Below are 24,584 nucleotides of genomic sequence, written 5' to 3'. Positions count from 1 at the left end.
CAGCGACCACACAGCGAATTCGCGTTGTCAGCCGTCGATGCGGCGGGCGCCCAACTCGGTCTGCAGCAGTTCCAGAGCCACCTCTTCGGGGTCGCGACGCGGTGCGGCGTCCTCGTCGCGGCCGACCTCGGCGATCATGCTGTCTTCTTCGGCGCGTTGCGCCTCGACCGGATCGGGTGCCGGCTCGGGCGGCAGTGGTTCGGCGGCGGCGGCGACGGGCTGGCCCGCACCGACCTCGCAGCGGATTCGCCAGTCGACCCCGAGGGCGTCTTTGAGCGCGTCGCGGATGACATCGGCATTGCGCTGCTCGGCCAACCGCTTTGCCAGCGGCGCCGATTCGTGGGCCAGGACCAGGGTGTCGCCCTCGACGGCACGGACCACCGCACCGGCCAGCATCACCTCGGTGGTGCGGCTGCGCTGACGGACCTTCTCGCGCACCGTCGACCACATGCTGCGGACCGCCGCCGCCCCGGGCTCACCGGCTGCCGCAGCCGGGGCAACAGGCTCGGGCCGGGACACCGGTTCGATGACGGGTTCCGGCGGGGCCACGGGTTCCGGTGCGGCAACAGGTTCGGGCTCGGCGACGGGCTCGGGCCGGACCACCGGCTCCGGCTTGGCGACCGGGGTCGGCTGAGGGGCCGATGGTGCGGCGGCGGGTGCCGCCTCGACGGCAGGTGCCTGCGTCTTGCGCACGTATTGCTTGGCGGGCGGGGCCGCCGCCGCACCCATGGCTGCTTCGCCCGCCGGAATCGAGATGTCCAACCGGGTTTCGATGCGCTCGATGCGCTGCAGCAGCGCTGACTCGGTGTCGCTGGCCGACGGCAACAGCAGCCGGGCGCACACCACCTCCAGCAGCAGCCGCGGCGCCGTCGCGCCACGCATCTCCCCCAGCCCGGCATGGACGACCTCGGCGTAGCGGGCCAGCGTGGCCGGGCCGACCCGCTCTGCCTGGTCCCGCATCCGCTCCAGGACGTCATCGGGGGCGTCCACCACACCACGGCTGGCGGCATCCGGAACCGCTTGCAGCACAATCAAATCGCGGAACCGCTCGAGGAGGTCGACGGCGAATCGGCGCGGGTCGTGGCCGGCGTCGATCACCGACTCGACCGCACCGAACAGGGCGGCCGCGTCACCGGCCGACAGAGCGTCCACCGCGTCGTCGATCAGCGCGACGTCGGTGGCACCGAGCAGCCCCAGCGCCCGCTGGTAGTGCACCCGGTTGTCCTGGGCCCCGGCCAGCAGCTGGTCGAGGACCGAGAGGGTGTCGCGTGGCGAGCCGCCACCGGCCCGGATCACGAGCGGGAAGACGGCGTCGTCGACCTCGACGTCCTCGGAGGCCAGGATGCGCTCGATCAGCGACCGCATGGTGCGCGGCGCCAGCAGCCGGAACGGATAGTGGTGGGTACGCGAGCGGATGGTCGGCAGCACCTTCTCCGGCTCGGTGGTGGCGAACACGAAGATCAGGTGCTCGGGCGGCTCCTCGACGATCTTGAGCAGCGCGTTGAATCCCGCGGTGGTGACCATGTGCGCTTCGTCGATGATGAAGATGCGGTAGCGCGACTGGGCGGGTGCGTAGAACGCCCGGTCACGCAGTTCGCGGGTGTCGTCCACACCGCCGTGGCTGGCGGCGTCGAGTTCGGTGACGTCCAGGTTGCCCGGCCCGTTAGGGGCCAGGGCCACGCAGGAGTCGCATACCCCGCACGGGGTGGGTGTGGGCCCCTGCTCGCAGTTCAGGGACCGGGCCAGGATGCGCGCCGACGAGGTCTTTCCACACCCTCGCGGGCCGGAGAACAGATAGGCGTGGTTGATCCGGCCTGCCGACAATGCGGTCGACAGCGGCTCGGTGACGTGCTCCTGCCCAACGACCTCGGCGAAGGTTGCCGGCCGGTACTTGCGGTAGAGCGCCACGGGTGAAGGCTACCGACCGTCGGTGACAGAGTCCGACCGCAGCAGCGCCTCGGTGCCGGCCAGCAGCGCACAGGTCGCCAGACCGTCGATCGCATCGGTCAGATCAGACGTGGGAGGGAACGTCGGCGCGATGCGAATGTTCTTGTCGTCCGGGTCTTTTCGATACGGGAACGACGCACCCGCCTCGGTGACGGCGATGCCGGCATCCTTGGCCAGTGCCACCGTGCGCTTGGCCGTTCCGGGCAGCACGTCGAGGCTGATGAAGTAACCGCCCTTGGGGTCGGTCCACGATGCGATCTTGGAGTCCGAGAGCCGCTTGTCGAGGATGTCCAGCGCCAGCTCGAACTTGGGGGCGATCAGCTGCTGGTGACGCAGCATCTGCAGGCGCACCCCGTCGGCGTCCTTGAAGAACCGCAGGTGCCTCAGTTGGTTGACCTTGTCCGGGCCGATCGACTTCTTCCCCGCGTGCTGCAGGTACCAGGCAATATTGCCCAGCGAGCCGCCGAAGAAGCTCACCCCCGCACCTGCGAACGTGATCTTCGACGTCGAGGCGAACACGAACGGCCGGTTCGGGTGGCCGGCCTTCTCGGCAAGGCCCAGGATGTCCACCTGACGCGGGAAGTCCAGCGTCAAGGTGTGCACCGCGTAGGCGTTGTCCCAGAACAGCCGGAAATCCGGTGCCGCGGTTTGCATTTGGACAAGGCGACGAGCCGACTCCCACGAGTAAGTGGCGCCGGTGGGGTTGGAGAACACCGGCACGCACCACATGCCCTTGATGGCCGGGTCGGCCGCGACGAGTTCCTCGATGAGGTCGACGTCGGGACCGTCCTCCAGCATGGGGACGTTGATCATCTCGATGCCGTAGGTCTCGGTGATCGCGAAGTGACGGTCGTAACCCGGCGACGGGCACAGGAACTTGACCGCCGGCTCCTCGATCCACGGCCGCGGCGAATCGACGCCGCCGTGCAGCAAGGAGAAGACCACGGCGTCGTGCATCATCTCGAGGCTGGCGTTGTTGCCGGCGATGAGGTTGGGCACCGGGACGCTCAGCAGCTCGCCGAAGATGGCCCGCAGCGCGGGCAGCCCGTGCAGGCCGCCGTAGTTGCGGGTGTCGGTGCCCTCGTCGTCGCGGTAGTCGTCGGCGCCGGGAAGGCTCAGTAGGGCGTTGGACAGGTCCAACTGCGCGCTGGACGGCTTGCCGCGGGTGAGGTCCAGGGCCAGCTTCTTGGCCTGCAGATCGGCATAGTTCTGCCTCTGGATTTCGTGTTGGGCAGCCAGTTCGTCGCGGCTCAGGGAGTGGAACGACACCATGCGCCTTTCGAACGTCAACGCCGTGATCACCGGGCGGAGATGCACCCGACAAATTAGGGGACCCCGCGCACCCGCCAGAGCCCATTGACCCTTGCTGCCTTCCGGCCCTGGGGGAGTTCACAGGATAGACGCCGCGCGGGGTCCACAGCGAGTCTAATACGCGTGCCAACCGGGACTGTCAGCCAGCCGGATCCGAGCGCCTTCCGAGTCGGCTACCATTGCCGACGGAGGATTCGCCTAGTGGCCTATGGCGCTCGCCTGGAACGCGGGTTGGGTTAATAGCCCTCAGGGGTTCAAATCCCCTATCCTCCGCACCTGATCCGAGGTGCGATCGGGGGTGAGTCACCACCTGATCGCACCTCGGATTCACAGCATTAGGAGGGGTATGGGTCGCTTCACCGCGACGGCAGTGCACCTGACGGTGTGGCTGATCGGGGGCGTCCTGTATTTCCTGTTCGTCCTGCCGCGGTGGTGGGAGCTCATGGGCGATACGTCGCACACGCTCGGGACGGTGCTGCGCATCGTCACTGGGTTGTTGTTCGGTGTGGCCGCGCTGCCGGTGCTACTGACTCTGGAGCGCACCCGTGAGCCTGCGTTGGGCACACCCGCCCTGGCGCTGCGGCTGCGGCTGTGGTCGCTGATCCTGCACGTGGTCGCCGGTGCGCTGATCGTGGTCACGGCGATCGCCGAGATCTGGCTGAGCCTGCAGACCGCCGGGCCCTGGCTGTTCGGCGTCTACGGCGCGGCCGCTGCGGTGGCGGTCCTGGCGTTAGGGGCGTTCTACCTCTCCTTTGTCGCCGAACAGGTGCCCAAGCCGCCCAAGGAGAAGAAGCCGCGACGCAAGCGCGGCAAGCAAGCCGACGAAGCGGCCGATGAAGCCGAGGAAGCCGAGGCCGAGTCCGACGAGACCGAGGCAGTCGAAGAGAAGGCCGAGCCTGAGGCTGAGCCCGAAGCCGAGGAATCTGCGGACGACGAACAGCCCGCCGAGTCCGAGCCTGAGGTCGCCGCCGAAACCGAGCCCGAATCCGAAACCGGCGCTCTCCGCAACAAGCGGCCGACCGGCAAGACCAAGCATCGCCTGCGGCGCAGCAGCCGCGGCAGCGTCACCCTCGAAGAGTGATCGCCGCGTCGAGATCGACGCAATGGGGCGATCTCCACGACCGCGTGCTCCTATGCTGAGCGAGTGCACAACATCGCCCCGTATCGGGTCGTCCAGTGGACGACAGGCAACGTCGGAAAAAGCTCGGTAGCGGCCATCGCGGCCAACCCCACCCTCGAACTCGTCGGCTGCTACGCCTGGTCGCCGGACAAAGCAGGCCGCGACGTCGGCGAGCTGGTCGGCATCGAGCCGCTCGGCGTGACGGCCACCAATGACGTCGACGCCCTGCTGGCACTCAAGCCGGACTGCGTGGTCTACAACCCGATGTGGAACGACGTCGACGAACTGGTCCGCATCCTGTCGGCCGGGGTCAACGTCGTCGCCTCGGCATCCTTCGTCACCGGCCACAACCTCGGCGAGGATCGCACCCGCATCCTCGAGGCCTGCATAGCCGGCGGGTCGACGATGTTCGGCTCAGGTGTCAGTCCCGGCTTCGCCGAGCTGCTCGCGATCGTCGCGACGACCGCCTGCGACCGCGTTGACAAAGTCACCATCGCCGAGTCTGCCGACACCACGCTCTACGACTCCCCCGACACCGAGCGGCCGTGCGGTTTCGGTATGCGCATCGACGATCCCGAGCTGCCGGACAAGGCCGCCGAAGGCACGGCGATCTTCGCCGAGGCGGTTGCGCTGGTGGCCGACTCGCTCGGCGTGGAACTCGACGAGATCGTCTGCGAAGCCGAATATGCCCAGACCACTGAGGATCTCGTGATGGCGTCCTGGACCATCCCCGCCGGCCATGTGGCCGGGGTCTACGCCAGCTGGCAGGGTCGGGTCGACGGCGCAACCGTCATCGACCTCAATGTCCGGTGGCGCAAGGGTCAGACCCTCGATCCCGACTGGAAGCTCGACGGCGACGGCTGGAAGATCACCATCGATGGCCGCCCGACGGTCACCATGACCGTCGGCTTCCTGCCGCCGCCGGACCTGATCGAGAATGCAACGTCCATCGAGGACTTCTTCGTCCTCGGCCACATCATGACAGCGATGCCGCCGATCCACGCCATCCCGGCCGTCGTCGCGGCCGCGCCGGGTATCGCGACCTACAACGACCTACCACTGCCCAACGCCCGCGGGGTGACTCCGCTGGCGCGGAAAGCCTGAAGCCGGGCGCATCTACCAAGGTTGTTGTGCGACAAATCCTTTGACACACTTCGCCGCTGATGTGAGCTTGCCGATAGGCTGCCGCCGGACTCGGCGCGCCTGCGATCACCCAGGTCAACACAGTGTCACGATCCGCCGGTGCCCCCCAACCGTCCGGTTCACATGGTTGCTGCAGCGGTCATCACGCTCGTCGCCCCGTTGACATCCGCACCGCCCGCCCTTGCCGCACCGTGCCCCGATGTCCAGGTGGTCTACGCGCGGGGCGCCAACACCACTCCCCCGGTCGACTCCGTCGGCCAGGCATTCGTCAACACCCTGAGCGCTCAGGTGGCGCCGAAGTCGCTCGCGGTGTACGGAGTCGACTATCCGGCGAATCTGGACATCAGCGCGTCCACTGCCCAAGGTGCTTCAGCCACTTGGGTTTACGTGCAGAACCTGGTGGCCGCCTGCCCCGCCACCCGATTGGTGCTCAGCGGCTACTCGCAAGGGGCCAATGTCATGGACGCGCTCACCGCCGACTCCGGCACCGCCTTCACGGCTGAGACCGCGATGCCCGCTGCGGTCGCCGGCCACGTCGCTGCGGTGGTGTTGTTCGGCAACCCGTCCCGCAAGGTCGGCGGTGGACCGCAGCCCGGCAGGAGCACGCTCTACGGCTCCAAGACGATCGACCTGTGCGTGTCGGGCGACCCGATCTGCTCGACAGGAATCGACCTCATCGCACACGGCAGGTACATCGAATCAGGCACCGTCGGCCAGGGCGTGCGGTACGCAGCCAGCCGGCTGCTGTAGGCAACCGGCTGGCTGGACCCGGAAATCTAGAGCGTTTCCGGGGTGATCGTCGCCGGGGTCGGCAACGTCAGGTTGATGTTGGAGATCTTGACCGCGCCGAACGACGACAGGCTCCAGTACGCCGTGGTCGAGCTGGTGATCTGCAGCGTGAGGTTGTCGACGTTCGGGTTGGCGACGGTGTAGACGATGTTCTCCATGTTGATGGTGGCGGTGTGGTTCTGGCCGTCCATCGTCACGGGGACCGGCGTGACCAGGTTACCGACCACCAGGCCGGTGGCATTGTCGACCAGCTGGGCATAGACGAAGCGGTTGGTGCCCAGACCCTGGTAGTCGAAGCTCAGCGTGGGTGCCCCGACGATCTGGCTGATCCCGTTGGTGTTGACCGCAACGTTGATCGCGTTCGAGGCCTTCGAGGCCAGCCCCAGCGAGTACGGCAGCGTCGCCTGGTAAGGCGGGTTGCCCGATCCCGGCCCGGATCCGCCGAGGAACGGCACGATCCCCAGCACTCCGCCGTCAGCGTTGTTGAGCACCTGAACCGGGGTGCCGAAGAACGGGCTGCCCGACACCGGAAGGTTGGTGGACTGATACCAGTTGCCCTTCTGGTCGGTGTACTGGAACGTCGGGATCTCCGTGCCCACCGGGGGCGTGATCCCCTTCAGCTGCTGGTTGAGGAACGTGATGGTGTCGGCGATGTTCGGGTTCGGCGACGTCGGCCCGGTCAGGCACACGCCATGGCCGCCGCAGTACCAGACCATCTTGAGGTCGGTGTTGCCGTTGGCCAGCACGGTCTGGGCGTTATCGATGGCCTGCTGCAGCGTGAACAGCACGTCGACGGTGCCCTGCAGGAACAGCACCGGAATCTTCAGGTTGTTCAGCAGCGAGGTCGGGCCGCTGCTGCTCAACACGGCCTGCGCGGTCTGGCTCAGGTAGCCGATCAGGTCGCCGGAGAGCACACCGAGGTAGATCTGGTTGTTGATCCGGGCGCCGGAGGTGATCAGCGACAGCAGCAGCAGCGACCCGTAGGCCGTCTTGAACGCGCCATCGGGGTACAGCGAGTTGTTCAGCGAGTTCCAGGCGATACCCGGAACGATGGCGTCGATGCGGGGATCGGTGGCCGCGCTGGTCAGCTGGATGCCGCCACCGTAGGAACCGCCGACCATACCGACGACGGGGTCCCCGGGGCTGTCGAGCTTGGAAGCGGACAGGCCGGCGACCCAGCTGACGATGGCCGAGACGTCGCGGCCCTCGAAGAAGGGGTTGTCCAGCTGCAGGACGCCGCCGGAGGCGAACTCGCCGCGCGGATCCCAGGTGACGACGTTGAAGCCGGCCGAACGGAGCTGGGACACACCCGCCGTCAGCCCGGAGATGCCGTAGAGCTGGTATGGGTCGGTCTGGCCGGCGGTGGCCAGACCGGGACCGTCGAGCACGGTCTGCTGCTTGTCCCCGGCCGCAAGGCCCACGGCGGGGAACCAGTTGACGCTGATCAGGGCGCCGTCGAACGACGACATCTTGTAGGTGTAGGCCACCGGGGCGGTGCTCGGCAGCACGGTGTTGGAGTTGAACGTCGCGAAGCTGGCGTAGCCGATGACCGGTGCCAGCAGGTCACCGAGGATCGGCGTCTGGTGCAGGGCGTTGATGATCGGGGTGGCCAGCGAACCGAGGATCGGGATGCTGCCCACGAACTGATCGAACCCCGTGTTCTGGGCCACCATGATGGTGAACTTCTCGTTGGTGGCGCCGGTGAGAACCGACTGATCGGGCAAGTAACTGAAGTTGCCCAGCACGTAGTTGGGATCGGTGGTCGCCGAGAACGTGACCTTGCCGCCCTTGTCCGGGGCGCCGATCAGGGTGTAGACGAGGGTGGCGCCCACGGGCGCGGTGACGTAGTTCTGGCCGACGATGACGCCGTTGTCGATGGCCAGGGTTGGGGTGACGACGATCGGGTTGCTGCCGACGGTCAACGACGCGGTGGTCTGCGCGGTGACGTTGGCGGCGCTGAGCGTGCCGGCTGCCTCGCGGCGGGTGAACGCGGCCAGCGCCAGAGCCAGCGGCGAGTCGACCGGCGCGGCCGGGCCGCCGGTCGCGGGAGTGGCCGTCGTCGGCGCGATGGGGTTCACCGAACCGACGGTCGAGGTCGACGGTGCGGCGATGGTGGACACCGCCGCATAACTGGTGGGCTCAGCCGATCCGCCGGTGGCTGTCGCGGCCGCGGGGGCAGTGTCGGACGAGGTAGTCGGGCTCGTCAGCGTGACGCTGGCCGAGTGCTTCGAGCTGCTCTGCGCGCCGCCGCTGCTGCTCACCTTGCCGGTGTCGGAGGCCGCCCGCCGGGTGCCGCCGGTGGCCTTCGCGTGCGAGCCGGACGAGCCGGCGTCGGCCGAGCTGGAGTTGTCAGTGCCGGAGGTGGCCGCTGCTCCGGTCGAGCCGTCCGCCCATGCCAGACCACATCCGGAGGACAACAGGGCGGCGCCGACCCCCAGGGACACCGCTAATCCGCCGACTCGGCCTACAAACCTCGAAGCACCCATGATGTTCTTCCTCCTGAGGACTGGCGAACGCCACCTCAGCGGAGATTAGTCGCACCGCGGGCCGGGATCGGCGAAATTCCCAAATCGTCAATAACGTGTTCCGGGTCGTCGAAACTACGGCCCGAATTTCTTTGCGGCGCAATGCCTCAGGCGTAGTCGAAATCCGTGGAACCGATGAGGTCCGGCGCGGCGTAGTTGATGTACACCGGACCCTGCTGGAACGCGAAGTAGCCGGTGTTGATCAGGCCGGTCGAGATCACCGTCGGGCTGCCGTAGGACGTCGTGGTGTAGGAGTACAGCAGCGTGCTGCCGTCCGCGGTGTACACCGAGATCGTGGTTCCAGCCGGCACCGTAGAACCGATTGCCCCGCCGACGATCGACTGCAGTATGGTTCCGTACACCCCGCCGGAGTCGATGATCGACCCGACCGTCGTCTTGGTGCCGTTGTTGATCTGCACCTGCACGTAGGCGGTGGGCGCACCGGGCACCGAGGTTCGCACCGGCAGCGGGTTCTGGCCGACGATCATCAGCCCGGCGAACCCCAGGAACAGCCCCTGGTAGAGGAACACCCCGTCCTTCAGTTCTCCCGGCAGCGACGCGGTGGGCACGTTCGGGGCGAAGCCGGCCGCGTTCGCCCCGATGCCCAGGATGCCGTCGGCACCCCAGCTGAGGAAGTTCTCGAACGCCGCCGAGTCGGCTTGGTCGACGATGTGGACGGTCGTCGGGTCGGTGACGATGCCGTTTCCGAAGTCCACCGTGGTGGTGTAGTCGGTGTAGTGGTAGGTCTCGGTCACCGCTCCGCTGTAGGTGGCGGAGCCGGTACCGGTCGCGCTGCCGAGGCCGGTGGTGTTCACGGCGTTGCGTGAGATCACCAGGCCCGAGGAACCGGTGTCGACGAGCACCGGCACGCTGGGGCCGCCGTTGACCGAGATGTAGACGACCGGCTCGGTGGTGGCCTTCATGGAGACCGGCACGAAGCCGTACACGCGACTGTTCGATATCGCGGCGCTCAGGCTGTTGGTCACCGGGTCGAGGGCGGTACCACCGGTGAACACCCCGACCAGCGGCAGGAAGAACGCCGCCGTGTTCATCTCGGCCCCGGCCAACGACGGCAACAGAATGTTGAGCAGCAGATTGCCGCCGGCCAGCTGGTGGACGATCGGGATGTTTGCGGTGGTGGCGTAGAAGCCTTGCGCCCCGGCGTTGGTTGCCGAGTAGAAGTTCAAGGTGGCTGATGCGCTGGAGAGCAATAGCTGCGGCACGATCGCGGCCAGGCCGCCGGCGATGTTCCCGCTTGCCCACGTCACGGTGTTCAGCGAGGTCTGCGCGTCGGTGATTTGCTGTTTGCCGAGCGCCAGCGCGACTCCGGGGACGATCGGGTCTGTCGGCAGGTACGACGTCATGCTCGGCGCCGGGTCGGCCGCCGGCAGCACCGCCGCCGCACCCGATGATCCGCTCGACGACGTCGTCTCGGTGCTGGTGGTGGTCACTCTGGCCGAGTGCGCAACCGTCGTCGCCTTCTCGGTGGTGGTTTCGGTGGCGGACGTGGCGGTGGTCGACGAAGTGGTCGACGCCGTCGACGCCGTAGTCCCGGTTGCCGCCGCTGCCGTTGCAGCCGCGGTCTGCGCCGTCGAGGAATCCTGCCCGCTGGTATTGCCGCCCGACGACGACACCTTGCTGCTGCGCGCCGAGTGGGCGGTGGTCTTCTTGGCTGTGGTCGAGGAATCGCTGGACGTGGAGTCTGACGAGCTGCTGTCCGAACTGGCCGAGGCGCTCTTGGCACTGCCGCCGGCGGCTCCGGTGTCGGCGTAGGCCACGGCGGTTCCACCGGCCAGTGCCGCGCCCATACCCAGGGTTACGGCTCCGGCACCCAGCCAGGCGTAGGGCTGTGGCCGCCGCCGCGCGCGGTGCTTGCCGCCTCGGCCGTTCGTGCTGTCGGTTTGCCTCATAAGCTTCCCCTTGCCTGGAAGGCTCGTCACCGCGTGCTGTCGCAGACGCTAGTTTGCTGAGCTTGTCTATCACAGTGCCGACGGGCGGCGATAGCCAACTCGCGCGGCTCACAGCTGGCACCTAAGCGCGCGGCCAGTCCGTCACCGGCGTATTTGCCAGCCGACGGCGGGGTCGACCAGGATCCCCGAGAATCGTCTACGTCGAACACCACACTGGCAGTCCGGGACTGCAGTGACTTGCCCTCCAGCCGCCGTGGCCGCCGGCTTGGCAGCTTTGGCGGTTCCCTGGGTCTTCTCGTCCTGGTTAGGCGGACTTAGCCGGGGGCAACTGGTCCGGTGGTGGTGGTCGTGACGCCCGCCGTCGCACCCAAGGACATCCCCGGAGCCTGGCTGGGCATGTAGGTCGACACTGTCGGCATCGGCCCCATGTGCCCTGCTACAGCACCACCCGGGATACCCGCCTCAGTGAACGAAATAACGCCCGATGCCAGCACGGCTCCCACGCCAAGCGCAGCCGAAAGATGTCTGAATCTTCGTGATCCGGCAGCGTTGGTTCCCACGACCGCTCTCCTCATGCTCATGCACTACGTCGCATCAGATCCCACTCAGGGTTGATAACCGGGAACGAGTACTTCCCCCGGGTAGTTGACGTACAGCGCCAAGCACGCGAGGTTGTGCCTGCAACCGATGATGGCCCCCGCGTCGGGTGCCGCGCCGATGATCTGGTTTCCTCGCGACGGCAGGTTGCAGTTCACGACGTATGGGTTGAGTGGCACGATCCCGTTGACACAGGTCTGCGAGCCACTTGCGATGTGGGTGCCCGGTGGGCTGAATGCGGTGAACCCCAAGCCCAGCATCGCGATGGCGAACCCCACGACGGCCAATGCAAGCCCCCGCGCACGCCTCGTTCCTGACCTGATCCCAGCCTGATATGACGTCATTGTCCGAACCCGCTCCCTGCTGATCGTCGGCGCCGATCAAATCGACCGGACCGTCAATAGCTATTCGGAGCCGCAGAGCCGGCGGATTGCCCGGCGGTTCATTCGGTTCATGACCGAGTGGGGTGCTAGGTCAGATTCGGGCATCCGTCCGAGGCATGCGCCTACTTCTTGCCGGTGACAGCCTTGTCCTGGGGCACTGCGTCCATGATCGGCCCGGCCTCAGTGCCGTCCATGGCAGCTTTGTAGCTGCCCTGGGTGCCGTCAGAGTCGATGCCGGCGCCGTCCTTGCCGCTGTCACCGTCTTGCACCGTCAGCGTGGTCTTCGGGCTTGCGGCAGCTACGACCGTGCCCCCGAAAGCGCCCGCCAGGACGATGCCGGCGACGACGATCGCGCCCTTGACAGTGTTGTTCATGAGACCCCCCGTGGAGATAGTTCGCGTAACCGGCGCAAACTAACCGCGCTGCCTGTGAACAGTGCTGTCAATTGCCTGGAAACGAGCCCCCTCAGCATCAAGATTGCTGAGAACCTGTCCCGGCGGACAGGTAGTCAGCCGCAAAAAACCAGTTCAGAGGCGAATCCACGAGCCGCCCCGTGGCGTGGCACGGTCAGCACATTGACAGGTAAGTCCAGCCCATTGACAGGTAATTCAGATGTCACTGCCCTGCGGCAAGGAGCCCGCAGCAAATCACCGTGCCGCAGCCGCGATCAGCCCTTATCGGCCTTCAGGTCGGTGTCCCGGCTGGGCTGCACCCGCTTGGGTTCACCCGGCATCTTCGGGTAGTTCGGCGGATAGGGCAGGTCCCCGAGACCGCGCGCTTCGTCGGCGCCGACCATCGCCAGCAGCGGTTCGATCGACTGCGCCACCGAATCCATCCCGGCCATCGGGTCGCCCCGTTCGGCGATCAAGGCGGGCACGGTGGCCATCGTGTAGTCGTCGGGATCGGCGCCGGCCAACTCGTCCCACGTCAGCGGCGTGGACACCGTGGCGATCGGGGTGGCGCGCACCGCGTACGCGGCGGCGAACGTGCGGTCGCGGGCGTTCTGGTTGTAGTCGATGAAGACACGCCGGCCCCGCTCCTCCTTCCACCACGAGGTCGTCACCAAATCCTCTGCACGCCTTTCGACTTCACGCGCCAGCGCGATGCCGGCCCGGCGCACGGCGATGAAGTCCCACTGCGGTGTGATGCGCAGGAACACGTGTACCCCACGCCCACCGGAGGTCTTCGGGTAGCCGACCAGGCCCAGTTCGTCGAGCAACGGCTTGAGGATGTCGACGGCGATGGTGCGCGCCTCGGCGAAACCGGTACCCGGCTGGGGGTCGAGGTCCACCCGCAGTTCGTCGGGATGGTCGGTGTCCGGGCAGCGGACCTGCCACGGGTGAAACGTCACGGTGCCCATCTGGGCGGCCCACACCACCGCCGACGGATGGGTCACCTTCAGCGCATCGGCGGTGCGGCCGGACGGGAACGTCACCCGGCAGGTCTGGAGATAGTCGGGATGCTTCTCGGGCACCCGCTTCTGGTAGATCTCCTCGCCGTCGATCCCGTCCGGGAAGCGCTGCAGATGTGTCGGCCGATCGCGCAGCGCCGTCAACAGCGGGCCACTGCAGGCCACCGTTCGGTAGTACTCGACGAGCGTGCCCTTGGTCCCCGCGGAGCCGAGCTTGGGAAAGTAGATCTTGTCGCGGTTGGTGAGCCGCACCGCGACACCGTCGACGTCGAGTTCCTCGGCTTTGGTCGCCACCCCTCGAAACTACGCCGATCGGGTACCGGGCATGGTGTTCAGCGCTCGTCGAGTGGCGTTCCGAGTTGTCGACGCACATCCCGGGTCACCTCGTCGGCGAGCACCTCCTGCGCACCGGCTTCGATGCCGTCGAGAACCTGGCGCACCACGTCGGCGGGATCGGACTTGGGCGCATCGGCGAACGCCCCCATCTCCGTGTCAACCAGGCCGACGTAGACCCCGACGACCTGAACACCGCGGGGTGCCAGTTCCGTTCGCATCGAGTCGGTGGCATTCCACAGCGCGGCCTTCGACACTCCGTAGCTGGCGCCGACCGGCAACCAGGCCAGGACCGAGGACACGTTGACGACCGCACCGGAGCGCTCGGCGATCCCGTCGGCGAAGGCCGCAGCCAGCGCCAGCGGACCCAGCAGGTTGGTCTCGAGTTGCTCGCGCAGTGCCGTGCTGTCCGGGTCGAGCACTGAGGTCAGTCGCGCGATGCCGGCATTGTTGATGAGCACGCTGACATCGGGTGCAGCCTTCACGGCCGCCGCCACGGATTCCGCGTCGGTGACGTCCAAAGCCAGTGGCACCACTCGCGGATCGTCGACGTCGATGCTGTGCGGATCGCGGGCCGCGGCATACACCTTGGCCGCGCCGCGTTCGAGCAGCTGCGACACATAGTGGCGGCCCATGCCCCGGTTGGCCCCGGTCACCAGAACGGTCTGTCCGGCTAACGACGTCACGAGATCCTCCTACAGGTAAACCGAACGGTTTACATATCTTACGGCGAGCCTACAAGGCTGGCGGCAAAAGGTAAACTCATCGGTATACTTTTGGCCTATGACCAGTGCGCGGCAGTCGACGGCGGGCAGCGGCCGCGGTGCCCGCGGCCGCATCCTGGCGGCCGCCAATCGCCTCTTCTACCGCGACGGTATCAACGCCACCGGCGTCGAGCGGCTGGCCACCGAAGCCAGGGTATCCAAACGCACTCTGTACCAACACTTTCCAAGCAAGCAGGCCGTGGTGGAGGAATACCTTCGAGGTATCGAGGACACCGCAGGCGATCCGATCAGCCCCACCCCCACCGACACCGGCCGCGCACCCCGCACCCGGCTGCTGGCGATCTTCGACCTCGCACTCCCGCCCGGACAGATCCGTGGCTGCCCGTTCCACAATGCCGCCGTCGAGGCCGCCGAGGCGATGCCCGAGGTGGCAGACATCGTGCGCAACCACAAGCAGGATTTCATCGACGGCCTGATCACGTTGGCGGGCCAGGCCGGGGCGGCCAGCCCGCGTCTGCTCGGCTGGCAGTTGGCCGTGCTCTACGAGGGCGCGGCCGCCCTGGGCACCTCGCTGGACGACCCGGCCCCCTGGGAACATGCCCGTAAGGCTGCGCAGATTCTCATCGACCACGCCCTGCCCTAGGCACAATGGGGAGATGGACTTACCCGTGCTGCCGCCGGTCTCACCCATGCTGGCCAAGTCGGTGACGTCCTTCCCCGCGGACGCCTCCTACGAGCCGAAGTGGGACGGCTTCCGGTCGATCTGCTTTCGTGACGGCGACGAGGTCGAACTGGGCAGCCGCAACGAGCGGCCGTTGACACGGTACTTTCCCGAACTCGTCGCGGCCGCCCGAACCGAACTGCCCGCGCGGTGCGTGCTCGACGGCGAGATCATCATCGCCACCGCGCACGGGCTGGATTTCGATGCGCTGCAGCAGCGCATCCATCCCGCCGACTCCCGGGTGCGGATGCTTGCCGAGAAGACTCCCGCCGCGTTCATCGCGTTCGACTTGCTGGCGCTTGGCGACGAGGACCTCACCGGCCGTCCGTTCAGCGAGCGCCGTGCGGCGCTGCTCGACGCCCTCGCCACAGCCGGCCCCGCATTCCACGCCACCCCCGCGACCACCGATCTGGCGACCGCGCAACGCTGGTTCTCCGAATTCGAGGGCGCCGGCCTGGACGGCATCATCGCCAAACCGCTGACCGTCACCTATCAGCCCGACAAGCGCGTGATGTTCAAGATCAAGCACGAGCGGACCGCCGACTGTGTGGTCGCCGGCTACCGCCTGCACAAGTCGGGTGACGACGCGATCGGCTCCCTGCTGCTCGGGCTTTACAAGCCCGACGGCGCGCTGGCCTCCGTCGGCGTCATCGGCGCGTTCCCGATGGCCAAGCGCCGCCAGCTGTTCGCCGAATTGCAGCCGCTCGTCACCGCGTTCGAGGGGCACCCGTGGAATTGGGCGGCAGTGGAGGCGGGTGAGCGCACGCCGCAGAAGAATGCCGGTTCCCGGTGGAACGCCGGCAAGGACCTGTCCTTCACGCCGCTGCGCCCGGAACTGGTGGTCGAGGTCCGCTACGACCACATGGAAGGCGAACGGTTCCGGCACACGGCGCAGTTCAGCCGCTGGCGTCCCGACCGTGACCCGCGCTCGTGCACCTACGAGCAACTCGACGAACCGGTCGGGTTCCGCCTCGGCGACATCGTTCCGGGGCTGGGCGGCAGCGAGTGAATGGCGCGGGCCGCTTCGCACCCAGCCCGTCAGCCGACCTGCACATCGGAAACCTGCGCACGGCAGTGCTGGCGTGGCTGTTCGCCCGGTCGACGGGCAGGCGGTTTCTGGTGCGGGTCGAAGACCTCGACGACCGCACCCACGACGACGTCGCGCAGCGCCAACTCGCCGACCTGGCCACCATCGGGATCACGTGGGACGAACAACCGCAGTGGCAGTCCGCGCACCGCGACCGCTACAACACTGTCGTGGACGAGCTGGCCGCAGCCGGGCTGGTGTACGAATGTTATTGCAGCAGAAGGGATATCCTCAGCGCACCCCGCGCGCCGCACGCCCCGGAGGGGGCCTATCCCGGCACCTGTCGCGAGCTGTCCGACAGCGACCGCGCCGTCAAACGCGCCGCACGGCCACCGGCGCTGCGGTTGCGGGCCTCGACCCCCGAGTACACCGTGACCGATCTGCTGCACGGCACCTACACCGGAGTGGTCGACGATTTCGTCCTGCGCCGCGGTGACGGTGTGCCCGCCTACAACCTCGCCGTCGTCGTCGACGATGCCCAAAGCGGTGTCGACCAGGTGGTCCGCGGCGACGACCTCCTGGCGTCCGCACCGCGGCAGGCCTACCTGGCCGCCCTGCTGGGCTATCCTCGGCCGGTCTACGCCCATGTGCCGCTGGCGCTCAACGCCGACGGTAAACGTCTGGCCAAACGTGACGGTGCGGTGACCCTGGCCGAGATCGGGACCGACGCCGCGTTGGCGCAGATCGCCGAATCCCTGGGATTCACCGCGACGACGACACCCGAGATGTTGGCGGAATTCGATCCGGACCGCCTGCCGCGCGAGCCGTGGATATACCAGCCTCGGTGATCAGAACTATTGGGCGGCGCACCGTCACGTTGTTAGCGTGCCGGAGTGCCCCGCTATGTCCGAAGAGCCCTGCTCGCGCTCGTCCTGCTCGCCGCGCTGCTGAGCGCGGCCTGCGGATCCAGTGAAACCGGCGCCGACCGCATCTCGTCCTCGGGTGTCCTGCGAGTGGGCACCGAGGGTACCTATGCACCGTTCAGCTACCAGGATCCTGCCACCGGGCAGCTTGCCGGCTACGACGTCGACGTCGCCAATGCGGTCGGCGAGCGGCTCGGCAAGAAGGTCGAGTTCGTCCAGACCCCATGGGATTCCATCTTCGCCGCGCTCGAAGCCAACCGATTCGACGTGGTGGCCAACGAAGTCACCATCACCCCCGAGCGCAAGAGCAAATACGATATCTCCGAGCCGTACTCGGTGGGCGAAGGTGTCGTCATCACCCGGGCCAACGACAACTCGATCACGTCGGTGGCCGACCTCAAGGGCAAGACCGTAGGCGCGACGGTCACCAGCAACTGGGCTCAGGTGTCCCGTGACGCCGGCGCGAAGCTGGAACCGGTGGAGGGCTTCACCCAGGCGATCACCCTGCTCAACCAGGGCCGGGTCGACGCTGTAGTCAACGACAGCATCGCCTTCCACGCCTATCAGGCCGAGACCAACGACCAGTCGGTCAAGATCGGCGCCACCATCGGGGAGAAGAGCGAGCAGGGCTTCGCCGCCCGCAAGAACAGCGGCCTGCTGCCCGAGCTGAACAAGGCACTCGACGAGCTCAAGGCGGACGGCACCCTGGCCGCGATTTCGCAGAAGTACCTGAAGGCCAATGTCACCGGGGAATCGGCAGCCGGCGGCACGGAACCCGGACACCGCTCGGTGTGGAAGCTGATCGCCGACAACCTGTGGCCGTTGGCCAAGGCCGCGATCACGGTGACCATTCCGCTGACCGTCATCAGCTTCGTCATCGGCCTGGTGATCGCGCTGGTGGTTGCGCTGGGCCGGTTGTCGAAGAACATCGTCGTGTCGAACGTCGCCCGGTTCTACATCTCCATCATTCGGGGCACGCCGCTGCTGGTGCAGCTGTTCATCATCTTCTTCGCGCTGCCGCAGATCGGGATCAAACTCGAGCCGTTCCTCGCCGCGGTGATCGCGTTCAGCCTCAACGTCGGCGGCTACGCGGCCGAGATCATCCGCTCGGCGATCCAGAGCATCCCGAAGGGCCAGTGGGAGGCCGCCGAGACCATCGGCTACAACTACGCCGGTGCGCTGCGCCGGATCATCCTGCCGCAGGCCGCCCGGGTGGCGGTGCCGCCGCTGTCGAACACGCTGATATCACTGGTGAAAGACACGTCGCTGGCCTCGACGATTCTGGTCACCGAACTGCTGCGCACCGCACAGGTGGCCGCCGCGCCGACCTTCGAGTTCTTCGCGCTCTACGGCACGGCGGCGGTGTACTACTGGATCATCTGCCTGGTGCTCTCGTTCGGCCAGAGCCGCCTCGAGCACCGGCTGGAAAGGTATGTGGCGCGATGACTGACAGCGAGAAGACCGACGGCGTCGAGTATCGCGTCACCGCCGAGGGGGTCGAGAAGGCGTTCGGCGACAACAAGGTACTCAGGGGCGTCTCGTTCAAGGTGCAGAAGGGCACGGCGACCACCATCATCGGGCCGTCCGGTTCCGGAAAGACCACCTTGTTGCGCACCCTCAACGCGCTCGATCGGGCCGACGCCGGGGTGATCCGAGTCGACGATATCGAGCTCGACTTCTCTCAGCCGGTGCCCAAGCCAGAGGTCCGCAGGTTCCAGTCGCGCAGCGGCTTCGTGTTCCAGGGGCACAACCTGTTTCCGCACAAGACGGTGCTGGAGAACGTCACCGAAGGGCCGCTGATCGTCCAGAAGCGCCCCAAGGACGAAGTCATCGCCGAGGCCCTCGCCCTGCTCGATCAGGTCGGGCTGGCCGAGAAACGCGACCAGTACCCCTATGAACTGTCCGGCGGTCAACAGCAACGGGTGGGCATCGCCCGGGCGCTGGCGCTCAAACCCCGACTGGTGCTCTTCGACGAGCCGACGTCGGCCCTCGATCCCGAGCTCGTCGGCGAAGTGCTCTCGGTGATCAAGGACCTCGCGGTCGAAGGTTGGACCCTGGTCATCGTGACTCACGAAATCCAGTTCGCCAGGCAGGTTTCCGATCAGGTGCTGTTCACCGACCAGGGCATCATCCTCGAGCAGGGCCCGCCGTCGGAGGTCATCGGCAACCCGAAAGAGGCCCGGACCCGGCAATTCCTGGAACGGGTGCTCAACCCCCTCTAGATTGTCTGCATGGCAAATACCACCCGCCGGGACGCCGACGTCATCATCGTCGGCGCCGGACTGTCCGGAATGATCGCCGCCCGCACCGTTCTCGCAGCCGGGCTGCAACCACTGGTTCTGGAGGCCGACGAGCGGGTCGGGGGCCGGATCCTCACCGAAGAGGTGGCGCCCGGCCTGGCCGTGGAACTCGGGGCTCAGTGGATCGGCGACACTCACCACCGGATGTTCGCGCTGGCCGAAGAGCTCGGTGTACAGACCTACCCGCAGTTCGACGAGGGCCAGACCTCCTACGAACTGGTGGGCTCAGGTGTGCTGGGCGAGAACGACTTCCATACCCGCTTCGCCGGCGAGCTGGCCGAGTTGGAGCGCGTCCTGCGCCGCCTCGACGAGCTGGCGGCCGAGGTTCCGCCGGACGCACCGTGGCTGGCCCCGCACGCCGAGGAGTGGGACGTCATCACCGCGGCAGACTGGTACGACGCGCAGGGCCTGGCACCAGTGGCGCGCACGCTGCTGGAGATCTGCACCGTCGGCATTCTCGCGGTGCCCACCGTCGAGGTGTCGTTCCTGCATTTGTTGTTCACCGTCCAAACCTGCGGTGTCACAGCGGAATTGTTCGCCGAATCCGAGGGCGGCGCACAAACCACCCGGTTCGTTGGCGGCACCAGCGAGATCCCCAATCGGCTGGCCGCGCTGATCTCCGAGCACATCGTGCTGAAGGCTCCGGTGCTGCTGATCGAGCACGCCGCCGATCGCGTCACCGTGCACTGCCGCGGCGGGCTGGTGGCCCAGGGCCGACGCGTCATCGTCGCGATCTCGCCGACGCTGGCCGGGCGGATCATGTACGACCCGCCGCTGCCCGGTGTCCGCGATCAGCTCACCCAGCGGATGCCCAACGGCTCGGCCATGAAGGCCTTCTTTGTCTACGACGAACCGTTCTGGCGCTCAGAGGGTTTCAATGGTCAGCTGATCTCCGATATCGGCCCGGCCCGGATGTCCAACGACACCTGTCTGCCCGACGACGACCACGGCGTGATCCTGATGTTCCTCGAAGGTGAGCAGGCCCGCGACTACGCCCGCTGGTCGTTGGAGGACCGGCGCGAGGCCCTGACCGCCGAACTGGTCCGCCACTACGGAAGCAAGGCCGCCAAGCCGCAGTTCTACGTCGACGGCGAGTGGTCGGATCGGCAGTGGACTCGCGGCTGCTACAACGCCAATCACGGCCCCCACGTGTGGACCACCTACGGCTCGGCGCTCAGCGCGCCGATCGGGACCATCCACTGGGCGTCCACCGACACCGCCACGTTCTGGAGCGCCTACATGGAGGGCGCGGTCGAAGCCGGGGAGCGTGCCGCCGCGGAAGTCATTGCCGCACTGGGCAATTAACCCAGGTCGACGGCAAGCGACGTCATACCCCGCAGTGTGACGTTCGGCTTGTACTCGGGTTCACCGGCTAGTCGCGCGTTTGGGAAGCGTTTCGTCACCGCCGACAACGCGACAGCCGCCTCGAGCCGCGCCAGCGGTGCACCCAGGCAGAAGTGCGGACCCTTCGCAAAGGCCAGATGGCGCAGGGGTTCCCGGCTCGGGTCGAACTCGTCAGGCCGTTCGTTGGCCGACGGGTCGCGGTGCGCCGCGGCCAGCAGCAGCATCATGTTGTCGCCCTTGGGGATGTCGACGCCGCCGATCGTCATGTCCTCACCGGCGACCCGGCCGACGAGCTGAACCGGCGGGTCGTAGCGCAGCGTCTCCTCGATGATGCCTGCGGCCAGCTCGGCGTCGGCGCTCAATGCCCGCCAGTGTTGCGGGTGGCGCAGCATCGCCAGGATCGCGTTGGCGATCAGGTTGACCGTGGTCTCGTGCCCGGCGATCAGCAGCAGGTTGCAGGTGGCGACGATCTCGTCCTCGGTGAGCTGGTCACCGGATTCCTCGACGGCGATGAGTCCGGAGATCAGGTCCTCGGCGGGCTCGGCGCGCCGCTTCTCCATCAGCTCACGCAGATAGCTGCGCAGCCACAGCCCGGCCTCCAGGCGCTCCTCGAAGCCCTGGGCCTGACCGGTGAACGCGATGAACGGGTCCAGACCCTGGGCCAGCAGTGCCGAGGCCCAGCTGAATTTGGGCTCGTCCTCGATCGGGACACCGAGGAGCCGGCAGATCACCGCGACGGGAAGGGGGTAGGCCAGGTCCTCGATCGCCTCGAATTCGCCCGTGGCGGCGACCTTGTCGAGCAGGCCGTCGACCATGGCGGCGATATCGGGTTCGAGGGACTTGACGACCTTGGGCGAGAACGCCTTGCTGACCAGCCGGCGCAGCCGGGTGTGGTCAGGGGGATCGAGGAACAGAAAGCCCGGGGTGCCGAACGGCCGCAGCTGCTGGCCCGCGGCGATCGCGCGTTGGGCGATGGTCGACTTCGTCCGGTCGCTGCACGAGGCCGGATGGCGCAGTACCTCGTCGCAGTCGGCGAACCCGGAGAAGACGTGCAGGTCGTTGTCGGGCACCTGCAGCACTCCGCTCTCGCGGATCTGCCGGTACACCGGGTAGGGGTCGGCGCGGTTGGCCGGGTCGAGGAGTTCGACGAGCAGCGCCTGCGCTGGTGCCGGAGCGGTCATCAGTCAATTGTGCACACGTCCAGTAAGAGCAACCTGAGCCGAAAGTCAGCGGGCGGCACCGTAGTAGCGGCCCAGGACGTCCTCGCGCAGGTCGTCGAACTCGCCGGCGCCGATGGCGGCGCGGATCTGGTCGACCAGCCGGACGATGAAGCGCTCGTTGTGGATCGTGCACAGCGTCGCGGACAGCATCTCCTTGGCCTTGAACAGGTGGTGCAGGTAAGCCCGGGTGTAGTGGGCGCAGGTATAGCAGTCGCACGCGTCGTCGATCGGGGTGAAGTCGCGCCGGAACCGGGCGGTGTTGATGTTGAACCGGCCAGCCGGTGAATACACCGCAGCGTTGCGCGCCACCCGGGACGGAGACACACAGTCGAAGGTGTCCGCGCCCGCCTCGATCGCCGCGAACAGGTCATCCGGCTCACTGATGCCGAGCAGGTGGCGCGGCTTGTCGTCGGGCAACTCCTCGGTGCACCAGCCGACGATCGTGGCGAGGTTCTGCTTCTCCAGCGCCCCGCCGATGCCGTACCCGTCGAAACCACGGCCGTCCGCATCGACCAGGCCCGCGAGGTCACGCGACGCCTGGCGGCGCAGGTCCTCGTACTGCGCGCCCTGCACCACACCGAACAACGCCTGCGCGGGCCGCTCGGGGCGCTGGGCGCTCAGGCGCCGGTGCTCGGTCAGGCAGCGCTGCGCCCAGGCGTGGGTTCGGGCCACCGATTCCTCTTGGTAACCACGGGTATTCACCAACGTGGTCAGCTCGTCGAAGGCGAAGATGATGTCCGCGCCGATCTTGTGCTGGATCTGCATCGACACCTCGGGAGTGAACCGGTGCGTAGAGCCGTCCAGGTGTGAGATGAACGTGACGCCGTCGTCGTCGACATGGGCCAGCCGCTGCTTGCCCTCGGCGATCACGTCGTCGGCCTGAACCCGGTTGGCATCCATCGACAGCACCTTGCGAAACCCCGCACCCAGCGAGAGCACCTGGAACCCGCCGCTGTCGGTGAACGTCGGGCCCGGCCAGTTCATGAACGCACCGAGACCGCCGGCTTCGTCGACGATGTCGGGGCCGGGCTGCAGGTACAGGTGGTAGGCGTTCGCCAGCACCGCCTGCGCGCCGAGATCGCGCATCGTCTCGGGCAGCACCGCCTTGACGGTGGCCTTGGTACCGACCGCGACAAAGGCCGGGGTCTGGATGTCGCCGTGTGGGGTGTGGATGACGCCTTTGCGTCCCCGCCGCCCGGGTAGCTCCGCGTCGACGGTGAAAAAAGGCACGTCGACATCTAACCAGCGCGAACTAGCTCAAGAAATTCACGATGTGTTCGGCGAGCTCCTCGCCGGCGTCCTCCTGCAGGAAGTGCCCGGCGTCGTGGATCGTCGGGTGCTCGATGCCCTGGGCGCCGCGCATCTGCGAGGTGAAGATCGGGGCCATCGCACCGGTGATCGGGTCGCCGTCGCTGAACGCCACCAGCATCGGGGTGGGGCTCTGCGACAGCACGGCCCAGGCCCGGCGGTTGGCCTCCGACGCCGGGTCATCCGGGCGGGTCGGCACCAGCGTGGGCATGGCCCGCGGGCCAGCGCAGTAGGCGTCGTCGGGGAACGGCGCGTCATAGCCGGCCCGCACCTCAGGGCTGACCGGCCGCCGGCAGCCACTGATCACGAACAGGCTCACGTCCACGCTCGGGGCGTTCTCGATGGCTGTGCGGAACTGCCACCAGATCTCGGGCATGTCGAAGTCCCCGGTCGGTAGGCCAGTGTTTGCGACCACGATGCGGCTGAACCGGTCGGGGTTCTCGGCGGCCAGCCGCAGACCGATCAACCCACCCCAGTCCTGACCGACCAGCGTCACCCGCTGCAGGTCAAGCACGTCGAACGCCAGTGACCGCATCCACTCGACGTGTCGGGCGTAGGTGTGGTCCTCACGTTCGAGCGGCTTGTCGGAGCGGCCGAAGCCGACCAGATCGGGGCAGATCACCCGATGCCCCGCGGCGGCGAGAATCGGGATCATCTTGCGGTACAGGAACGACCAGGTCGGCTCGCCGTGCAACATCAGGATCGGGTCGGCGTGAGCGGGGCCGTGTTCGACCCAGGCGACCCGCAGCGTCCCGCCTTCGTCGTCGTCGAGTTCGGCGTAGTGCGGCCGGTAGGCAAAGTCGGGAAGCTCGGCGAATCTGTCGTCGGGAGTACGCAGTGTCTGCACGCTGCCTCACGATACCGATGGTGAGGTGCGCAAACTTCAAACTTGCTGTGAATGGGTGTCGACCACCCCGACGACTTCGTTCATTCAGGACATCGCTGGCAAAGAGCGGCTCATAATCTTCCCGATGGTCCGTCAATGTAGACGGCTCACGTCAACAAAGGAGAAATCGGTGAATCGTGGCTTTGTGGTAGCCGTAGCCGGCGCCGCAGTTCTGGTCGCCGGCCTGTCCGGCTGTTCGAAGGATGACAAGAAGACCGAGTCGACGTCGAGTGCGTCGAGCTCGTCTGCGGCGGCGAGCGCATCGTCGAGCGCGGCTGCAAGCCCAAGCGCCAGTTCCGGTGCCGGCACTGCCAAGGTGACCATCGACGGTCAGCCGCAAACCATCAACGGGCAGGTCGTCTGCGCGACCGCCGGCGGGAACTACAACATCGCCATCGGTGAGGCCGCGACCGGCATCGCCGTCGTTCTCAGCGAGGACGCGTCGAAGGTTCACTCGGTAGGCCTGGGCAACGTCAATGGCGTCACCCTGGGCTACCAGGAAGGCGTGCCCGGTGGCGCAGCCGCCACCGCGACCAAGGACGGCAACAACTTCAAGATCAGCGGAACCGCAACGGGTGTCGACATGGCCAACCCGATGCAGCCGGTGAACAAGCCGTTCGAGATCGAGGTCACCTGCCCCTGACGGCAGACGAGGACTAGG

Annotated in this window: 22 protein-coding genes, 1 tRNA gene and 1 other RNA gene; 12 read left to right on the top strand and 12 right to left on the bottom strand. The window is 67.1% G+C overall.

The genetic code is table 11. The features are described 5' to 3' along the window. Nucleotides 1-27 precede the first annotated feature (27 nt). The 3 genes from HBE64_RS00950 to ffs all read right to left on the bottom strand — a co-directional run bounded on the left by HBE64_RS00950 (nucleotide 28) and on the right by ffs (nucleotide 3,366). Nucleotides 28-1,908 (bottom strand): DNA polymerase III subunits gamma/tau, encoded by a 1,881-nt coding sequence (locus HBE64_RS00950; protein ID WP_167096914.1) that lies wholly within the window; start codon nucleotides 1,906-1,908, stop codon nucleotides 28-30. Nucleotides 1,909-1,917: 9 nt separating this feature from the next. Then, complete coding sequence (locus HBE64_RS00945; protein WP_167108429.1) at nucleotides 1,918-3,216, bottom strand: aminotransferase class I/II-fold pyridoxal phosphate-dependent enzyme; 1,299 nt, start codon at nucleotides 3,214-3,216, stop codon at nucleotides 1,918-1,920. Between the two features lie 55 nt (nucleotides 3,217-3,271). Next, nucleotides 3,272-3,366: signal recognition particle sRNA small type (ffs, locus tag HBE64_RS00940), an RNA gene on the bottom strand. Nucleotides 3,367-3,445: 79 nt separating this feature from the next. Here ffs and HBE64_RS00935 point away from each other — a divergent pair. From HBE64_RS00935 to HBE64_RS00920, 4 genes are all read left to right on the top strand, one after another. Further along, nucleotides 3,446-3,531, top strand: a tRNA-Ser gene (locus tag HBE64_RS00935). Between the two features lie 73 nt (nucleotides 3,532-3,604). After that, nucleotides 3,605-4,339, top strand: coding sequence for a hypothetical protein (locus HBE64_RS00930; RefSeq protein ID WP_167096912.1), 735 nt, complete (start codon nucleotides 3,605-3,607; stop codon nucleotides 4,337-4,339). Nucleotides 4,340-4,402: 63 nt separating this feature from the next. Next, nucleotides 4,403-5,482: a dihydrodipicolinate reductase gene (locus HBE64_RS00925; protein ID WP_167096910.1), complete on the top strand. Its 1,080-nt coding sequence runs from the start codon at nucleotides 4,403-4,405 to the stop codon at nucleotides 5,480-5,482. Between the two features lie 138 nt (nucleotides 5,483-5,620). Continuing rightward, nucleotides 5,621-6,271: a cutinase family protein gene (locus HBE64_RS00920; protein ID WP_243841459.1), complete on the top strand. Its 651-nt coding sequence runs from the start codon at nucleotides 5,621-5,623 to the stop codon at nucleotides 6,269-6,271. 26 nt (nucleotides 6,272-6,297) lie between these two features. Here the strand turns inward: HBE64_RS00920 and HBE64_RS00915 are convergent, their stop codons facing one another. Continuing rightward, a complete protein-coding gene (locus HBE64_RS00915) occupies nucleotides 6,298-8,754 on the bottom strand; it encodes a CocE/NonD family hydrolase (protein WP_167096908.1) in 2,457 nt (818 codons plus the stop codon). 188 nt (nucleotides 8,755-8,942) lie between these two features. Further along, the gene (locus tag HBE64_RS00910; protein WP_167096906.1) at nucleotides 8,943-10,199 is read right to left on the bottom strand and encodes a PecA family PE domain-processing aspartic protease; all 1,257 of its coding nucleotides are present in this window, start codon (nucleotides 10,197-10,199) and stop codon (nucleotides 8,943-8,945) included. On the opposite strand from HBE64_RS00910, the gene HBE64_RS00905 reads away from it, so the two are divergent. Then, nucleotides 10,198-10,608 (top strand): hypothetical protein, encoded by a 411-nt coding sequence (locus HBE64_RS00905; RefSeq protein WP_167096904.1) that lies wholly within the window; start codon nucleotides 10,198-10,200, stop codon nucleotides 10,606-10,608. The genes HBE64_RS00910 and HBE64_RS00905 overlap by 2 nt on opposite strands. 742 nt (nucleotides 10,609-11,350) lie before the next feature. Here the strand turns inward: HBE64_RS00905 and HBE64_RS00900 are convergent. The 4 genes from HBE64_RS00900 to HBE64_RS00885 all read right to left on the bottom strand — a co-directional run bounded on the left by HBE64_RS00900 (nucleotide 11,351) and on the right by HBE64_RS00885 (nucleotide 14,155). After that, nucleotides 11,351-11,620, bottom strand: coding sequence for a hypothetical protein (locus HBE64_RS00900; protein WP_243841458.1), 270 nt, complete (start codon nucleotides 11,618-11,620; stop codon nucleotides 11,351-11,353). A 227-nt stretch (nucleotides 11,621-11,847) separates the two neighbouring features. After that, nucleotides 11,848-12,099: a hypothetical protein gene (locus tag HBE64_RS00895; protein WP_167096902.1), complete on the bottom strand. Its 252-nt coding sequence runs from the start codon at nucleotides 12,097-12,099 to the stop codon at nucleotides 11,848-11,850. A gap of 293 nt (nucleotides 12,100-12,392) precedes the next feature. Beyond that, the gene (locus HBE64_RS00890) at nucleotides 12,393-13,430 is read right to left on the bottom strand and encodes a DNA polymerase domain-containing protein (protein ID WP_167096900.1); all 1,038 of its coding nucleotides are present in this window, start codon (nucleotides 13,428-13,430) and stop codon (nucleotides 12,393-12,395) included. Between the two features lie 38 nt (nucleotides 13,431-13,468). Next, a complete protein-coding gene (locus HBE64_RS00885; protein ID WP_167096898.1) occupies nucleotides 13,469-14,155 on the bottom strand; it encodes an SDR family oxidoreductase in 687 nt (228 codons plus the stop codon). 97 nt (nucleotides 14,156-14,252) lie between these two features. Here HBE64_RS00885 and HBE64_RS00880 point away from each other — a divergent pair, with 97 nt between their 5' ends. The 6 genes from HBE64_RS00880 to HBE64_RS00855 are packed head-to-tail and all read left to right on the top strand — an operon-like array spanning nucleotide 14,253 to nucleotide 20,470. After that, a complete protein-coding gene (locus tag HBE64_RS00880) occupies nucleotides 14,253-14,837 on the top strand; it encodes a TetR/AcrR family transcriptional regulator (protein ID WP_167096896.1) in 585 nt (194 codons plus the stop codon). 13 nt (nucleotides 14,838-14,850) lie between these two features. Next, a complete protein-coding gene (locus tag HBE64_RS00875; protein ID WP_167096894.1) occupies nucleotides 14,851-15,924 on the top strand; it encodes an ATP-dependent DNA ligase in 1,074 nt (357 codons plus the stop codon). Continuing rightward, complete coding sequence (gene gluQRS / locus HBE64_RS00870) at nucleotides 15,921-16,790, top strand: tRNA glutamyl-Q(34) synthetase GluQRS (protein ID WP_167096892.1); 870 nt, start codon at nucleotides 15,921-15,923, stop codon at nucleotides 16,788-16,790. Before HBE64_RS00875 ends, gluQRS begins: the two co-directional genes overlap by 4 nt. A gap of 45 nt (nucleotides 16,791-16,835) precedes the next feature. Then, the gene (locus HBE64_RS00865; RefSeq protein WP_167096890.1) at nucleotides 16,836-18,311 is read left to right on the top strand and encodes an ABC transporter permease subunit; all 1,476 of its coding nucleotides are present in this window, start codon (nucleotides 16,836-16,838) and stop codon (nucleotides 18,309-18,311) included. Beyond that, on the top strand, nucleotides 18,308-19,087 hold the full coding sequence (locus tag HBE64_RS00860) for an amino acid ABC transporter ATP-binding protein (RefSeq protein WP_167096888.1): 780 nt from the start codon (nucleotides 18,308-18,310) through the stop codon (nucleotides 19,085-19,087). The genes HBE64_RS00865 and HBE64_RS00860 overlap by 4 nt, the downstream gene beginning before the upstream one ends. A 9-nt stretch (nucleotides 19,088-19,096) precedes the next feature. After that, nucleotides 19,097-20,470 carry an FAD-dependent oxidoreductase gene (locus HBE64_RS00855; RefSeq protein WP_167096887.1) on the top strand — a complete coding sequence of 458 codons (1,374 nt, stop codon included), beginning with the start codon at nucleotides 19,097-19,099 and terminating at the stop codon, nucleotides 20,468-20,470. Here the strand turns inward: HBE64_RS00855 and HBE64_RS00850 are convergent. The 3 genes from HBE64_RS00850 to HBE64_RS00840 are packed head-to-tail and all read right to left on the bottom strand — an operon-like array spanning nucleotide 20,467 to nucleotide 23,884. After that, nucleotides 20,467-21,690: a cytochrome P450 gene (locus tag HBE64_RS00850; protein ID WP_167096885.1), complete on the bottom strand. Its 1,224-nt coding sequence runs from the start codon at nucleotides 21,688-21,690 to the stop codon at nucleotides 20,467-20,469. The genes HBE64_RS00855 and HBE64_RS00850 overlap by 4 nt on opposite strands. Nucleotides 21,691-21,735: 45 nt before the next feature. Next, nucleotides 21,736-22,959: a tRNA guanosine(34) transglycosylase Tgt gene (tgt, locus tag HBE64_RS00845; RefSeq protein WP_167096883.1), complete on the bottom strand. Its 1,224-nt coding sequence runs from the start codon at nucleotides 22,957-22,959 to the stop codon at nucleotides 21,736-21,738. A 22-nt stretch (nucleotides 22,960-22,981) separates the two neighbouring features. Next, nucleotides 22,982-23,884, bottom strand: a complete 903-nt coding sequence (locus tag HBE64_RS00840; protein WP_167096881.1) for a haloalkane dehalogenase — start codon at nucleotides 23,882-23,884, stop codon at nucleotides 22,982-22,984. Between the two features lie 169 nt (nucleotides 23,885-24,053). On the opposite strand from HBE64_RS00840, the gene HBE64_RS00835 reads away from it, so the two are divergent. Then, nucleotides 24,054-24,566, top strand: coding sequence for a lipoprotein LpqH (locus tag HBE64_RS00835; RefSeq protein ID WP_167096879.1), 513 nt, complete (start codon nucleotides 24,054-24,056; stop codon nucleotides 24,564-24,566). The last annotated feature ends 18 nt before the right edge of the window (nucleotides 24,567-24,584 follow it).

This window comes from Mycobacterium sp. DL592, assembly GCF_011694515.1.
Lineage (GTDB): Bacteria > Actinomycetota > Actinomycetes > Mycobacteriales > Mycobacteriaceae > Mycobacterium.
Note: the sequence above shows the minus strand (reverse complement) of the source record. Positions and strands in the feature narration are given on the sequence as shown.